1 pseudogene is annotated in these 511 nt (G+C 43.8%); it reads right to left on the bottom strand.

What is annotated here, in order from left to right:
• A pseudogene (locus AC5V8P_RS26065) lies at positions 1–330 on the bottom strand (MarR family transcriptional regulator); the annotation flags it as partial.
• Positions 331–511 lie beyond the last annotated feature (181 nt).

Here is a 511-nt window from a genome sequence, read left to right as displayed (position 1 = left end):
AGATGTCCAATCCAGGAGAGATGTCACAGATGCACGACGAATTCCCAGACGGTCGGCAATTATTGAAGGGCTCATCTGGGCCTGAGATTGGTGCAGTGTCAACAGCAACAATAAATCCAGCTTACTCTCTGTCAGGCCGTAAGCAGCTAGATCCAAATCTATTGCGTCGAGCGTATTATCACCGGTCCATAACAAGAAGAGACCAATACGGGCAAGTTGCCGATCCGTTTCTGCAAGGGCAGTTTGATCCATTAGCTCCAGATAAGGTTCTGGTCCCAGACGTGGAAGAGACTGCTGGACGGTGCCCCGCTTACTTTGCTTTGACGACATAAGTTCACTCTTTTCATATAATTAGGTTATCTAACTATTATCAATATAACGTATTATCATGCATAAGACAATATCTAGCAAGAAATACTGCTACATTCGATACATAAGCAGGGTTAAAAACCGGCTGAATGAACCAAACTGTAAATAGGTTACCAAAATGCGCCAAAAGATAAGGGAAGGA

The sequence above is a fragment of the Paenibacillus sp. N119s genome (assembly GCF_059447605.1).
This window is presented reverse-complemented; position numbering and strand designations above follow the sequence as displayed.